General features: G+C 45.9%; 12 protein-coding genes and 1 other annotated feature. Of the genes, 11 read left to right on the top strand and 1 reads right to left on the bottom strand.

What is annotated here, in order from left to right; all coding sequences use genetic code 11:
• Positions 1 to 4 precede the first annotated feature (4 nt).
• From truA to EKM73_RS08735, 9 genes are all read left to right on the top strand, one after another.
• A complete protein-coding gene (gene truA / locus EKM73_RS08695; protein ID WP_125701536.1) occupies positions 5 to 802 on the top strand; it encodes a tRNA pseudouridine(38-40) synthase TruA in 798 nt (265 codons plus the stop codon).
• Positions 803 to 942: 140 nt separating this feature from the next.
• Positions 943 to 1,386, top strand: coding sequence for a 50S ribosomal protein L13 (gene rplM / locus EKM73_RS08700; RefSeq protein WP_125701537.1), 444 nt, complete (start codon positions 943 to 945; stop codon positions 1,384 to 1,386).
• Positions 1,387 to 1,399: 13 nt separating this feature from the next.
• A complete protein-coding gene (gene rpsI, locus EKM73_RS08705) occupies positions 1,400 to 1,792 on the top strand; it encodes a 30S ribosomal protein S9 (protein WP_011668466.1) in 393 nt (130 codons plus the stop codon).
• Positions 1,793 to 1,969: 177 nt separating this feature from the next.
• Positions 1,970 to 2,980 carry an acyltransferase family protein gene (locus EKM73_RS08710; RefSeq protein ID WP_125701538.1) on the top strand — a complete coding sequence of 337 codons (1,011 nt, stop codon included), beginning with the start codon at positions 1,970 to 1,972 and terminating at the stop codon, positions 2,978 to 2,980.
• 689 nt (positions 2,981 to 3,669) lie between these two features.
• On the top strand, positions 3,670 to 5,031 hold the full coding sequence (locus tag EKM73_RS08715; protein WP_125701539.1) for a TrkH family potassium uptake protein: 1,362 nt from the start codon (positions 3,670 to 3,672) through the stop codon (positions 5,029 to 5,031).
• A gap of 12 nt (positions 5,032 to 5,043) precedes the next feature.
• Positions 5,044 to 5,706: a potassium channel family protein gene (locus EKM73_RS08720; protein WP_020090115.1), complete on the top strand. Its 663-nt coding sequence runs from the start codon at positions 5,044 to 5,046 to the stop codon at positions 5,704 to 5,706.
• A gap of 253 nt (positions 5,707 to 5,959) precedes the next feature.
• A complete protein-coding gene (locus EKM73_RS08725) occupies positions 5,960 to 6,478 on the top strand; it encodes a Panacea domain-containing protein (RefSeq protein ID WP_125701540.1) in 519 nt (172 codons plus the stop codon).
• Positions 6,479 to 6,627: 149 nt separating this feature from the next.
• Positions 6,628 to 7,086, top strand: coding sequence for a Panacea domain-containing protein (locus tag EKM73_RS08730; protein ID WP_125701541.1), 459 nt, complete (start codon positions 6,628 to 6,630; stop codon positions 7,084 to 7,086).
• Between the two features lie 584 nt (positions 7,087 to 7,670).
• Positions 7,671 to 8,150 carry a type II toxin-antitoxin system antitoxin SocA domain-containing protein gene (locus EKM73_RS08735; protein ID WP_125701542.1) on the top strand — a complete coding sequence of 160 codons (480 nt, stop codon included), beginning with the start codon at positions 7,671 to 7,673 and terminating at the stop codon, positions 8,148 to 8,150.
• Positions 8,151 to 8,239: 89 nt separating this feature from the next.
• Here EKM73_RS08735 and asnA read toward each other — a convergent pair whose 3' ends face one another.
• Positions 8,240 to 9,247: an aspartate--ammonia ligase gene (gene asnA, locus EKM73_RS08740; protein ID WP_125701543.1), complete on the bottom strand. Its 1,008-nt coding sequence runs from the start codon at positions 9,245 to 9,247 to the stop codon at positions 8,240 to 8,242.
• A 64-nt stretch (positions 9,248 to 9,311) separates the two neighbouring features.
• Positions 9,312 to 9,562 (bottom strand) — a binding site (T-box leader).
• A gap of 656 nt (positions 9,563 to 10,218) precedes the next feature.
• Between asnA and EKM73_RS08745 the strand changes: the two genes are divergently transcribed.
• Both EKM73_RS08745 and EKM73_RS08750 read left to right on the top strand, forming a co-directional pair.
• Positions 10,219 to 11,637, top strand: coding sequence for an amino acid permease (locus EKM73_RS08745; RefSeq protein ID WP_125701544.1), 1,419 nt, complete (start codon positions 10,219 to 10,221; stop codon positions 11,635 to 11,637).
• 200 nt (positions 11,638 to 11,837) lie between these two features.
• Positions 11,838 to 12,902, top strand: coding sequence for an LCP family protein (locus EKM73_RS08750; protein WP_125701548.1), 1,065 nt, complete (start codon positions 11,838 to 11,840; stop codon positions 12,900 to 12,902).
• Positions 12,903 to 13,041 lie beyond the last annotated feature (139 nt).

Raw genomic sequence — 13,041 nt, forward strand, 5'->3', positions numbered from 1 at the left:
AAACATGCAACGTTACAAGGTAACTTTTATGTATGACGGGACTGATTTCGCTGGTTTTCAGCGGCAGCCTCACAAACGAACAGTTGAAAGCGTCCTGACTAAGGTCGTCAATAAGATGGCTAAGAATCCGACGCCAGCAATTGTGATCTATGGCTCTGGACGGACCGATGCAGGGGTCCACGCATTGGCCCAAGTAGCCCATTTCGACTTTCCCTTCATCATTCCTGCGGAAAACATGCGCAAGGGCTTAAACAGCATGTTACCGATGGATATGGAGGTTTTAAAGGTCGAAGAGGTGGCGGAAACTTTCCATGCGCGGTATGATGTGTCTGGGAAACGCTACTTGTATCGAATGGATCTAGGTGAATTCCGGAATCCATTTAAACGCAATTATACGGGCCACTGGAAGTTTCCAGTGGATTTGGGTAAGATTGACCAGGCCCTAGGCGACTTGGTCGGAGAACACGATTTTACCAGCTTCGTGGCGTCTGGGGCACAGACCCGGACGTTTGTGCGGACCATCTACGAGGCCACGTGCCATATCGATGAGGCGAATGATGAATTGGTCTTTGAATTCTATGGCAATGGCTTCATGTATAACCAGGTTCGAATCATGGTCGGGGTACTGATTGAAATTGGTGCTGGCACCCGACCGGTTCACGATATTTTGCGACTTTATGAAGTTAAAGACCGTCGACAGGCGCGTAGAACGGTGCCAGCCGCGGGTTTATACTTGAAACATGTCTACTATCAGGGAGAGGATCCGGCGCATCCGACGAAATTACCGCAACATCAGCGGTGAAATTTCGGCGAAGGGGCTAAACAATCATTGACTTTATGGTGAAAACTTTGTATTATGGTTGTTGGTATTGTTTGCCCCACGATAAGCCCCGGAAAGTTTACTTGGTGTCAGACAAACACAGATTTATGGAGGAATTTAACGTGCGTACAACTTATATGGCAAAACCCAACGATGTTGACCGTAAATGGTACATCGTTGACGCAACTGATGTTAGCTTAGGTCGTCTTGCTTCAGTCGTTGCTTCTGTATTACGTGGTAAGAACAAGCCAACGTTCACCCCTAACGTGGACACTGGTGATAACGTAATCGTCATCAACGCTGAAAAAGTCGCTTTAACCGGCCGTAAGGCAACCAACAAGATTTACTACCACCATACTGGTTTCGCTGGTGGCTTGAAGTCACGGACTGCTGGTAACTTCCGGGATCAAAACCCAGAAAAACTGATCGAAACTTCTGTTCAAGGTATGCTCCCTAAGAACTCCTTAGGTCACCACATGGCATTGAAGCTTCACGTGTACGCTGGTGAAGACCACAAGCACGAAGCACAAAAGCCAGAAGTATTAGACATTACTAACCTAATCTAAGGAGGAAACCAAATTGGCACAAGTTCAATATCGCGGCACTGGCCGTCGTAAAAACTCCTCTGCACGTGTACGTTTAGTACCCGGCTCAGGTAAGATTGTTATGAACAACAAGGCAATCGAAGATTACATTCCATTCGCAAGTATTCGTGAAGTTGTTTTACAACCATTCAACGTTACGGAAACTCTCGGTAACTATGATGCATTAGTTACTGTTCGCGGTGGTGGTTTCTCCGGTCAAGCCGGCGCAACTCGTCACGGGATCGCTCGGGCATTGCTCGAAGTAGATCCAGATTTCCGTGGTCCATTGAAGCGTGCGGGTCTTTTGACTCGTGACGCTCGTATGAAGGAACGGAAGAAGCCAGGTCTCAAGAAGGCACGTAAGGCTTCACAATTCTCCAAGCGTTAATATTTCGATATTACGTTCGAACGTCTATCCAGCTTGCTGGGTGGGCGTTTTTTTAAGGAGTTCCCTCCGGGTGACGTTGGAAAACTACTGTGGAGTTGTAAGTAAAGCATTGTCAGGGATTGCTAGTAAAAATAAATGACCATCACCTACCTAATATGCGTTGAAAGGTGCTAGATTATGGGAAAGAAAAGGATTAGAACATTTGATATTGCAAAGGGGATTGCAATACTTTTAGTTGTGTTTGGACATGCATTACAAGGCATGAGGGATAGTGAGGGAATAACTGTGAATTCTCTTCACAGTTCTATATACATAATTTGCTCGATCATATATACGTTTCATATGCCGTTATTTTTCTTTGTGAGCGGATTATTCGTGCATAGTTGGAGCCGGAGACCCGCTGGAAAAGCTATATGGCAAAAGATAAAGCTACTCGTAGTACCATATATAATTTGGACTGTTATTGTGGGTAGCTTTATGCAACTTGCTCAGAAATATACGAATAATGGATTAGGACTCCGACAAGTTTTATTAGCCTGGTGGGTACCCTTTTCGGAATATTGGTTTTTGTACGTTTTATTTATTGTTTATATGATCTATTATGTTTTTGTGCATTTTATCAAGAATGGGGAGAAAATCCTTCTTGTTCTATCCGTATTAATGTATGTCTTGGTTCCACTAGGCTTTAACTTTTGGATAGTCGCCAAGCTTCAAAAATTTTTGATATTTTTCATGTTAGGAAGTATGATTTCAAAATATTTATTATCTAATTACAATACTATTTTTACAATGAAAAAATCTTTTGGAATTACAGCCATGTTTTTGGTAGCTATCATCTTGTATGTGTACTTAATTAAGAATGGTGTAGATTCAGCAATTATGAATGTCTATGTGTTATTGATGTCTATCTTGGGAATTAGTTTCGTGATGATTATATCGCATGTTATAGACAGACGAGATAATGAAATTACTTTGTTCCTTAATTGGAATGGAATGAAATCAATGGCAATATATGTCATGCATTTATTACCGTTGGCCGGTTCTCGAATACTTGCTGTAAAGTTGATGCACATGACGAATTTGTGGGGAATTATCGTAGTAATTACACTTATTTCGTTATTAAGTTGTTACATAGGATATTTCATTTTACGAAAAATGAGATTGACTAATATTATGTTTGGAAGGTAAGTTTCAGTATAATTTTTTATATAGTGGCGACTTGTCAAAAATAGCTCGACTCTTAATCAAATAGACTCTCTTTTGAGATAAAAGTAAGCACTAATAACTGATTGCCTATGATTGGCGGCCAATCCGCGATATGAGAACCTCATCAAGAAAATTGGTGAGGTTTTTATTATCAAAAAACAGAACATCGTTCACTTTGGAATACCATGTGAGGCTTGGAAGCAACACCAGTTGTTCCCAGTCGAGGCGAAAACTACAGACAGTTGAATGACCATGATTGAGTTGATTAAAGCAAATGGTATCAATTCGTGAGACTACATTATTTGTCTTTTAGAAAATATTTCTCAACTGCTAGCATTCGCAAAAGAGTCAAACTTGGTAGCTTATTTATCATGGGATTTTAAACAGCGACCGATTGTTCGTGACGCGTTAAGTATGAAGCTTGCTTAGGATATGGAAAGAAGATAGTGTCCTCAAAAAGCCAGAATGTCGTCTTCTTTTTAGTTTGAATTTTAATACGGTCAGTTGTTAGGTGTTACCCGAGTTCTATCATAATCCACCTTGAATCACGCTGGGCGAACGGGATTGACATGTACGAAAAAAGGATTCAACAACCAGTAATTTAGGTGTTGTTTTCCCGCAGTGGTTGTCTTAGACTGGGGGAATGGATACTGATACGAGGCAGGACAAACATGGAAAAAATTCGACATTCTAAATTTTATGATTTATTTTTAAATACATTATCTAAGAAAATGGTCATGGGGTTTATCTTGATCATCGCGATGGGGACGCTCTTGTTGAGTTTGCCGGTGGCGACTTATGGGCACACCGTGTCATTTATTAATGCACTATTTACAGCGACCTCGGCAACCTGTATTACCGGGCTGACTGTGGTCAACACGGCTGAGACGTGGACGCCGTTTGGTCAGGTCGCTATCATGGTGATGACCGAAATTGGAGCGTTGGGCTACATGACGTTCACCGTCCTGTTATTCAACATCATGCGGCGTCATCTAAACCTATCGACGCAACTAATGGTGAAGGAATCACTGAACCTGGAGCACCTGCATGACACCAAGAGCGTGACCCGCTACGTCATTGGCTTGTCCGCATTATTTCAGCTTGTGGGCATGATTCTCTTCGCCTTTGACTTTGTGCCACGTTTTGGGTGGTCGCAGGGGATTTACATATCATTATTTCATTCGGTCATGTCGTTCTGTAACGCCGGGTTCGATGTCTTTGGGAACAGTCTGATGGGTTTTCGTAACGACTCTTACATGTTGCTAGTGACGACGATCTTGATCGTTGCTGGAGGCCTCGGCTTTCTGGTCTGGCGCGATCTCTTGCTCTACCACGAGCGAAAGCGGCTGACGTTAAATTCGAAGCTGACGCTGGTCACAACCGTATCACTGTTTGTGATTGGATTCTTGATGTTATTGGTCACTGAACGTGATTTGAGCTGGCTGCCCAAGGGAACGTCATGGTTCAATCGTACGGTGAACACACTATTTTTGAGTGTGACGCCACGGACGGCTGGTCTGGTGTCCTTACCGACGGCTGACTTACATCCCGGTAGTATTTTTCTGATCATGATTCTAATGTTTATTGGTGGGACGCCTGGGTCAACTGCCGGTGGGATCAAGACGACGACGTTTGGGGTCCTGATGATCCAGAGTATCTCGCAGTTGCGGGGGAAGCGCGATGCTGAGTTCGCACATCGGCGATTCAGTCAAGCTAACGTGAGTCGCGCCTTGCTCCTGATCTTTATGGCTAGCGTAGTGATTGTTTTAGCCACGCTGGTACTGACACAGACGGAAAAGATTCCGCATAACTTTGGCTTGGAATACATCGTGTTTGAAGTTTTGTCGGCGTTCGGGACCGTTGGGCTGAGTTTGGGCCTGACACCGCATCTGACGGTGATCGGCAAATGCGTGATCATGTTATTGATGTTTATCGGGCGGGTCGGTATCTTCACGACGCTCTACACGCTATCACGTCGTCAGGTCAAGAAGAACCTGATTCGTTACCCTGAAGAAAATATTTTAATTGGTTAAGGAGTCTGAACGATGAAAAAAAGTTTTGCAGTGTTAGGCCTCGGCCGATTTGGACAAAGTGTTGTGGAAACGTTGGCGGAGACCCATCAAGACGTCTTGGCAGTCGACGTTCAGGAACAACCGGTTAATGAAATGACGGAAATTGCCACGCAAACGTTGGTGGCTGATACCCGCGATGAAGAGGTCCTGCGGGAGCTTAACATCGATACCTTCGACTACGTGATTGTGGGTATCGGGAACAACATGGAAGCTAGTATTCTAACGACCATGCTGGCAAAGGAGTTGGGGGCCGAGAAGGTGATTGCCAAGGCTGAAACCAGCGACCATGGTCGAGTCCTGAAGCGTGTTGGGGCCGACCAGGTAATCTTCCCTGAACGCGATATGGGGCACAGTATTGTGCGTAAGTTGCTCTCTAATCACATCCTGAATTTTATTGACCTGAGTGATAAGTATACGTTGGCAGAAGTGGTTATTACCGATCCGACATTTGTGAACCAGAACTTGATTCAATTGAATTTGAGGAAGCGCTTTGACCTGACGATCATCGCAATTCAACACGACCAGAAGATTAACATTTCGCCGCAGCCGACCGATATGGTGATGCTGCATGACGTGTTAACGGTGGTCGGTCCGATTGAACACGTTGAGGCGTTGGACGAGGCACTGAAGAAGTAGGGGTTAGCTCCTGACTATAACAGAGTTTTGGGGATGCACAAGGATTAAGTCGGCTTGTTTTTGAAATCCCATTAGGACGGGATTTGTAAATGAAAATAACCTAAGAGTGGGCACCTATCGGACTGATGGGTGCCTTATTTGTGCAGTGGCTGGACCACTAAAAGGGTGGGTACGATTGTGATTGAATTTCTGCCGGGCGCTTGGTATGGTTAGATCACTAGAAGTTAACTGACAAAAGAGGACGGGGTAGCTCATGAAAGTTAGACGGATGGTCAATTGGTTGCGGGTACAGAGTGAGACGCAGATGGGGATGTACGGTGCCGAAGAGCTGACGCAATGGAAGGCGATGGCGCTACTGTATTATATTCAGGGGACGTATTTGGCGCTCTATGGTGTACCGGCATTCAAAGACGACATTGTGATTGAGAAGAATGGGCCGGTCATTGCTGCTGTACGTCACAAGTATGGAGACCGGATTCGGATTGTTGGCAAATTGAAAAAGAAGGCGTGGGCGGATGATTATCACATTGAGGACCATCATCCGCAATTATTAGATGTGTTGCACGCCGTCTGGATGGCGTATGGCGACATGTCGACCATTGAGCTCCGTCAGCAGATGCTACAGGAGCGTCCCTGCCAGGAGACACAGGTGGGGCAGGTCATTGACCTAGATACCCTGACAGCCTACTTTCAGACGGATATTGTGGCGCTTCCTGAGGAGATTCAGGATGATCCAGCAGTGGATGCGGTACATATGGAGACGGTGTCATAGGCACCACCAGTAAATAACTTGATAGCGGGGCTTGATCGTAGGGTCAGGCTCGCTTTTTTAGCTAGTCAATACGTTTACGATTGCGTTTGAATGGGTGGCTTGCTATAGTTAGGACACAGCAATTATAAGACGAAAAGAGGCGATGATTCATGGATGTTTTTAAAATTGTAAACTGGTTCCGAGTGGAGAGTCATGCGCAGATGCGCTTATACGACGCTGATGAACTGAGCTTGATGCGAGTGATGAAGTTACTTTATTACGTGCAAGGAACAAATTTAGCAGTGTATGGAGAATGTGCTTTTGATGACCAGATTCTAGCTTGGCAATCGGGGCCGGCAATTGCGTCGGTTGAAGGTAAGTATGCTGGGAAGATTAGTATTGTTGGTCAGATATCTAAAAAAGCTGCGGCCGATTTTGAAGAAATTGAAGTGAATCATCACAACCTGGCTGATGTTTTACACGCCGTTTGGGACGCATATGGGACGCTATCTGCACTAGAGTTAGTTGCCCAAAGCAAGGCAGAAAATCCTTGGCGGGAAACTGAGATAGGTCAAGTAATCTCAAACGAGAAGATGCGCGCCTTTTTTAAAACAGTGGTTGTCAGCTAAGGTGAGTAAGAAAATAACGATAAAAAATCCACCACGCAAGGAATCTCGAATCAGCGTAGTTAGAAGGTCGGACCGACGCCTTGTTTTTAATTTTTCTTTTTTGACACATGATCGAAAATATGGGCTCGAATCTCGACAATTTAGCAAAGATATCAAAAGCACTTTTTTGACGAATCTATCCCGGCTATCGCAAGCACCATTTGAACAGATTCTATTACTGGATAAACGTCATGGATTGGAACGATTACCGCAAGCGCAGGTTAACTTTGCAATGAGTCAGGACTTTATCAAATCGGGTAGGTTTGAGGCTTGTTTGACGGGATTATGGATTTTCGTCTAAATACAAAGGGGCGGGTTATCGGTATGATTCTGAATGAGACATTCTATATTCTGGCATTTGATCTAAGCTTTAGTACGTACCAACATTGAACATAAATAGTTGCCCAATCGTTTGTCCAGCCGTGATATAGCTCATAGGGTACGTACGATTGGGGTTGTGTCTGGCGGCTGACCTTGTTATCATGAGTCTAAGGCAGAATTGAGTAGACGGAGTTGACAGGAAGGCTTTCCAAGGAGGGTCCGAAGTGAACAACGATATCGATCAAATGGTCAATTGGTTTCGGGTCAAGAGCAACCAACAGATGCAGGAATTGGATGCCGATGAATTGAGTCGAGCGAAGGTTTCACAGTTGCTGTATTACGTACAGGGCATCTGCGTGGTTGTCTACGGCATCAATGCGTTTACCGATGATCTGGTTGCGGGCGAACGCGGGGTTATGATTCCCGCGGTGGAACGCCAATATGCTGGTGAGACTGGCATTGTTGGTTACATTTCGTCTGAGGATCAGGCCGACTATGACTACTTAGCGTCCATTCAACAGTTTCAGGCCATCTTAGAGTGCGTCTGGCAGACCTTTGGGCACCTGTCAGCTATCGACCTAATGGAAATGGTGCAGTACGAGCAACCGTGGGCTGAAACGCTTCCGGGGGAGGCCATTTCCACAGAACTGATGGAAGATTACTTCAAAGATAAGGTTATTGCTAAAATCAAAACGGACAATTAAACAGTCCGTAACAAAAAAGCGTCATTCGTTAGCACCGAGGATTTCCCCCAGGCTAACGAATGACGCTTTCCTACTATATTAATCTAGTTTTATAACAAATGAATGTTGGCAGCTTCACACTGGTCGATCATGGCTTGTGGCCAGATGGACGTTTGAACTTCACCAACGTGCGCCTTACCCAGTAATAACATGCATAACCGGGATTGGCCGATCCCACCACCAATGGTGTAGGGGAGTTCTTCGTTCATGATCATCTTGTGGTATGGCAGGCTCAGACGGTCTTCTGCATGGGCAATCTTTAATTGCTTTTGCATGGAGGCAGCGTCGACCCGGACACCCATACTGGAGATTTCAATGGCTTGTTGTAGAGGTTCGTACCAGAACATGATGTCACCGTTTAATTCCCAGTCGTCGTAGTCAGGGGCCCGACCGTCGTGACGCTTGCCGCTCTTCAAGGCACCACCGATCTTCATTAAGAAGACACAGCCCCATTTCTTACTGATGGCGTTCTCACGTTCACGTGGGGTCATTTCAGGGTACATATCTTCCAATTCTTGGGTGGTAATGAAGTGGATTTCGTCTGGTAAGTGGTGAACGGCTTGTGGGAACTTGTACCAAACTTCGTGTTCCATGTGCTTAATCACTTTGAAGATGGTACGAACCGTGGACTTCAAGGTATCAATCGTCCGTTCGTCCTTGGCGATAATCTTTTCCCAGTCCCATTGGTCGACGTAAGCGGAGTGGAAGTTATCCAAGTCTTCGTCTTTCCGGATGGCGTTCATGTTGGTGTACAGGCCTTCATGCATTTGGAAGCTGTTCTTCTTTAAGGCAACCCGCTTCCACTTGGCGAGGGAGTGGACAATTTCCATTTGAGAATCGCCCATGTCAGCCATCGTGAAGGAAACCGGCTTTTCTACACCGTTTAAGTTATCGTTCAACCCAGTGGATTTTTCAACGAACATTGGAGCCGTCAGCCGAGAGAGGTTGAGTTGCTTCCCGAATTCATCTTGGAAAGTTTCACGGATGTAGCGAATAGCCTCTTGAGTTTCTTTGATGGATAATTTTGGATCGTATGATTTTGGAATAATTAAATGCATAAGCGATTCTCCTTTGGGTTTGTGTTGAGATAAAATAAAAAAAGTTTTTCCATCCCTTGTGTAATCAAGGGACGAAAAGACTTTTCGCGGTACCACCCAAGTTGCCCACTCTAGAAATGGGCCAGCTCAATTAGAGTACAAACATACTCTACCGATGGTAACGTACCGGTTAACGGCTAACCCTACTGTGACTGTGTCATTCAGGTAGCAACTAAGAAAGTGTTATTCCGAGTAATCAGGCACTGATTGGGTTTTCACTAAGTCCCAACTCACTGACAGGCTGACTAAACGTACTCGTCTTTCCTCCGTCTTTTTATCTTATGGGATTAATCCTAGCACCTTTTTTTGATTTGTAAACAAGAAAATTAAAATATGACGAGAATCTTTGCCAGAAAGAGGCCGATAAACCCGCGGTAGAATCGGCATTCCTGGCGACTGAAATTTTTTTGAAATTTGTGAGTTGACCGGTAGCCGTGGGGGATGAAAGACTTATAGTGGGAGTGATGCCAATCCGCGGCCTATAACCCTGTAGGCGGTCTCCCTGCGTGACGATTGTCAGCTGTTCCTTCATAAGATGGCTGAGTGAAGCCCACAAAAGAAAACATGAAAATTGTCGAGACTGCTTATGAAAGGCAGAGAAAGCATTACTGTGGTATAGCTGACCTCTAATCTTGGCAATCTCAATTCAAGTAGATTACGCCAATCATCAAAACTTTGCCGTCTTCAGTCTTGTAGACAACGAATCTCAAGTTAGGAATACTGAATCAAGCTAGGCCAAGTAACGTTCACCCAATCTCCTGGTTACCCACAATAGTCATTCCTTATTTCCAATTAGCCAGTGACAAATCAAATAAATCCCGCCAGAATACGCTTTCACGCCGGTTTTACCTTGACATTCCACCCAATCAAAATTAGAATATAATAATTAGTCTTATTAAATTCTCATTATATGGGTGGAAGGAGGAGTCGCAATGGCAAAGCAGCCACTACAACTATTTATCAAGAAGCAGGTGCAGACTGACTTATACAAGAAAACGGGGTTGGAGAAGACCTTAACGGCTTTTAGTCTGACCACCATGGGCATCGGTGCAATCGTGGGTTCCGGGATTTTCATCACGCCCGGCCTGATTGCGGCCAACTACACGGGGCCGAGTGTCATGTTGTCGTACGTGATCGCCGTGGTCGTCTGTGCGATGGCTGCGCTGTGTTATTCCGAATTCTCCTCCACGATTCCCTTAGCCGGGAGTGCCTACACCTATGTTTATGCCGTGTTTGGTGAATTCGTTGCCTGGATTCTGGGATGGGCGTTGATCTCCGAGTATCTCTTCGCTGTCTCGTCGGTGGCTGTCAGTTGGTCATCGTACTTCCAGAACTTGATGGGGGGCTTCGGGATTAAATTACCGGCGTTCCTCCAAGCCGCAGCGGGGACCGCTGGCGTCAAAGGTGGCGGTATCGATATTGTGGCCTTACTGATTACCATGCTGGTAGCCGGACTGCTCTCAAAGGGAATTCGAGAGTCCGCTCGTATCAACAACATCATGGTTATCGTTAAAATTTTGGTTATTCTTTTATTTATTGCAATTGCTATTTTTTATGTCAAGCCTTCAAACTATCGACCATTCTTACCATTCGGTACGCACGGGGTCTTCAAGGGGGCCGCGGTGGCCTTCTACGCCTACATCGGGTTCGATGCCGTGTCGACCGCCAGTGAGGAAGTTAAGAATCCTAAACGCAACATGCCTATCGGAATCATCTCGTCACTACTGGTTGCTGCGGTGCTCTACATCAGCCTGTCTGCCGTCCTAGTGGGGGTTGTCCATTACACCAAGCTCGGCGTGGCCGATCCTGTGGCCTTTGCCCTCAACCTGATTCATCAGGACTGGGCGGCCGGGGTGATTTCCTTTGGGGCCATCGTGGGGATGACGACCGTGTTGATTGTCATGTCTTATGGGGGAACACGACTGTTGTTTGCCATCAGTCGCGATGGCTTACTGCCAGCGTCACTGAAGAAATTACATCCGAAGACGCACGTTCCCGTGGCCAATACCTGGATTTTCGGGATCGTTGCCAGCATTTTTGCGGCATTTATTCCCATTGATAAGATTGCTGAATTGGTTAACATTGGAACGTTGTCGGCGTTTGCGATGGTCTCACTCGGGATTGTCTTTCTGCGACACGACGAGCGCTTCAAGGATATGGACACGTCGTTTAAAGTGCCCTGGTATCCCGTGTTACCGATTGCCTCCTTCTTGGCCTGCGTCTATCTGATGACGCAGTTACAACCATTTACCTGGGAAGCCTTTGGAATCTGGGTCGTGATCGGTCTCATCGTCTACGTGAGCTACGGCTACCATCACAGTCGTGTTCGGCGTGAAACGTCTGCGGATTAAGTGGGTAAATCTAACAAAAATTGAGTTCAAACATCGAAGCTTTGCTGCAGAGACGGCAAGGCTTTGTTTTTTATTAAGAATGTTATGAACTCAGGAAGTGTTAAGGAAAGGCCCCTATAATGGACAGGTCAGTTAATACGAGAATAATTTAACCCCATCCGGTAAGCTAACGGGTGGATGGAAGGGTGGTCAACACAACCATGGAACCGCGACTGAGACCAAGAAGAAAGCGTCATCCCATTCGCAACATCATTATTATCCTGCTTCTAGCGTTATTAGCAGGTGGAACAGCCTACGGGATGCATAAGTATGAAAGTTTAAAGAACACCGTGAAGAGCTCCTACAAGGCGTCTGGGGTGAAGAAGCTACGGAATGTCGATGCGCAACTATCCGCGAAGAAGCCAATTTCGATTCTCCTGATGGGGACCGATACGGGGGCTTTGGGGCGGACGTTTGCCGGGCGGACGGATAGCATGATGGTCGTGACCATCAATCCTAAGACGGATAAGACGACGATTACCAGTATCCCGCGGGACACAGCCGTGAATATTCCCGGTTACGAGGACTACGGCGTGTCTAAGATTAATGCGGCGTACGCCTATGGCAAGTCCAAGACGGCCATCACGACCGTGCAACAGATGCTGAATATCCCAATTGACTTCTATGCCATCATCAACATGGGCGGGATGGAAAAGATCATCAACGAGGTCGGCGGGGTGACATTGACGTCAACGCTGAGCTTTAGTTATGGCGGGTATACCTTCAAGAAGGGCGTCAAGACCCATATGAACGGGAAGAAAGCCTTGGCTTACTCGCGGATGCGTGATGACGATCCGAAGGGGGACTACGGTCGGCAGACGCGGCAGCGGAAGGTCATCATGGCCTTGCTGAAGAAGTCTGGCTCCGTTAGCACCTTGCTTAACGAGAAGTTTATTAGTTCACTGACGAAGCAAACCCAGACGGATCTGACGTTTAACGATTTGACCGCCTTAGCCACGAACTATCTGTCAGCGACCAAGCACATCAAGACGACCCACCTGCAAGGGACGAGTGAGACCATTAACAGCCAGAGTATGGAAGTGGCCTCAAAAACCGAACTTCAACGGGTGACAAATTACATTCGCAACGGGCTGAGTCTTGAATATAAGAAGACTGGGACGATTGCCAACATGGACGCGGCAACGACCACGACAACCAGCACAGATACGACTGGAAGTAATGGGGATGCCAGTGGTTCTAATGGTGGACCCGGTAGTGGCTATTAAAGAGCTATCACGAGACAAGGAAGGCACTTTTCACAGCAGCAGGTTGTGGGCGGTGTCTTTTTGGTTCTATGTCAACTGTTGTTGGTAATTCTATTTATAAAGTTGTCTAATCCATTGAGATTAGGCAATTTTTTTGAGT

Source organism: Levilactobacillus fuyuanensis, from assembly GCF_003946395.1.
GTDB classification, from domain to species: domain Bacteria; phylum Bacillota; class Bacilli; order Lactobacillales; family Lactobacillaceae; genus Levilactobacillus; species Levilactobacillus fuyuanensis.

Excerpts from the sequence above, each read along its gene's own strand:
- asnA (WP_125701543.1), bottom strand. The coding sequence starts at position 9,247 with ATGCATTTAATTATTCCAAAATCATACGATCCAAAATTATCCATCAAA.
- EKM73_RS08750 (WP_125701548.1), top strand. The coding sequence starts at position 11,838 with ATGGAACCGCGACTGAGACCAAGAAGAAAGCGTCATCCCATTCGCAAC.
- EKM73_RS08725 (WP_125701540.1), top strand. The coding sequence starts at position 5,960 with ATGAAAGTTAGACGGATGGTCAATTGGTTGCGGGTACAGAGTGAGACG.
- truA (WP_125701536.1), top strand. The coding sequence starts at position 5 with ATGCAACGTTACAAGGTAACTTTTATGTATGACGGGACTGATTTCGCT.
- EKM73_RS08710 (WP_125701538.1), top strand. The coding sequence starts at position 1,970 with ATGGGAAAGAAAAGGATTAGAACATTTGATATTGCAAAGGGGATTGCA.
- EKM73_RS08715 (WP_125701539.1), top strand. The coding sequence starts at position 3,670 with ATGGAAAAAATTCGACATTCTAAATTTTATGATTTATTTTTAAATACA.
- EKM73_RS08745 (WP_125701544.1), top strand. The coding sequence starts at position 10,219 with ATGGCAAAGCAGCCACTACAACTATTTATCAAGAAGCAGGTGCAGACT.
- EKM73_RS08730 (WP_125701541.1), top strand. The coding sequence starts at position 6,628 with ATGGATGTTTTTAAAATTGTAAACTGGTTCCGAGTGGAGAGTCATGCG.
- EKM73_RS08720 (WP_020090115.1), top strand. The coding sequence starts at position 5,044 with ATGAAAAAAAGTTTTGCAGTGTTAGGCCTCGGCCGATTTGGACAAAGT.